The sequence below is a fragment of the Caulobacter sp. P1_B12_2 genome (assembly GCF_056406675.1).
The window spans coordinates 1-1190 of sequence record NZ_JBFTZS010000754.1 but is presented as its reverse complement, the minus strand read 5'-3'; the positions used below and the strand labels follow the sequence as shown (position 1 = coordinate 1190).

The window sequence follows — 1190 nt, the reverse complement described above, 5'->3', positions numbered from 1 at the left end:
CCTCTCGGACTACTGCCGGAAAGCGACATTAGAGATCACTCATGTGCGAGGACGCGAACGGTGAGGCGAAAGCTCTATGCCGCCTTGTCCAGCGATAGCTGGATCACGTCCGTGCGGCGCGATCGAAAGCCCGCCTCGCAATAGGCCAGGTAGAATAGCCAAAGGCGACGGAAGCGCGGATCGAAACGCAGCGAGCCCTGGCTGATATCCGCCCAAGCCCCCTCGAACCGACGGGTCCATTCCGCAAGGGTGTTGGCGTAGTCGCCGCCGAACCGCTCTACGGCCGTCCATGCCAGCCCCGACGCTGACACCACCGGCGCCAGCCGCGCCTCGGAAGGCAGCGACCCACCCGGAAAGACGTATTTCTGAATGAAGTCCGTACGGGCTTCATAGTCGTCGAACAGGTCGTCCTGAATGGTAATGATCTGCAAGCCCGCGCGGCCGCCTGGCTTCAGTGACCGGTGGATCTTGTTGAAATAGACGGGCCAGTATTCGCGGCCGACCGCCTCGAACATTTCAATCGACGCCACCCGGTCAAACCGGCCCTCGACATCGCGGTAATCGACCAGGCGGATATCGGCCCTGTCGGCCAACCCCGCTTCGAACAGCCGGCGTCGCGCGAAATCGTGCTGTTCGCGAGAGATGGTGATCGCCGTGACCACGGCCCCGACCTCGCGCGCGGCGAACGCGGCGAAGCCGCCCCAGCCGCAACCGATCTCCAGCACCGCATGGCCCGGCCGCAAATCCATCATCCGCGCCAGCGCGGCGTACTTGGCCGCCTGCGCGTCCTCCAGCGATTGGTCCGGCCGATCGAACCGGGCGGACGAATAGGTCATCGAGGAGTCCAGCCAAGCTGAATAGAAGCCGTTGCCGAGGTCATAGTGGGCATGGATATTTCGGCGCGAACCCGCACGGCTGCTCCGGTTCAGCTGATGCCCCACCCAGTTGAGCGCCGTCATCAGAAAATTCCCGTCGAACAGGCGGCGAATGTGGTCGTAGTTGTTGACCAGGGTTTCCAACAACACCGCCAGCCCAGGGCTGTCCCACTCGCCGGCCATGTAACCCTCGGCGAAACCGATGTCCCCATTCTTCAGAACGCGACTGGCGAACCTGTAGTCGTGGATATCCAGAATGGCGGCGTGGCCGGGCTCGCGCCCAACCAGCTGCCGGCTCGCGCCGTTGGGCAAGAC

1 protein-coding gene is annotated in these 1190 nt (G+C 63.6%); it reads right to left on the bottom strand.

Going from position 1 to position 1190, the window contains the following annotated elements:
* Nucleotides 1-74: 74 nt before the first annotated feature.
* Nucleotides 75-1190, bottom strand: a 1116-nt coding sequence (locus AC1DZ6_RS25505; protein WP_477099875.1) for a class I SAM-dependent methyltransferase, incomplete at its 5' end; no start/stop codon positions are given.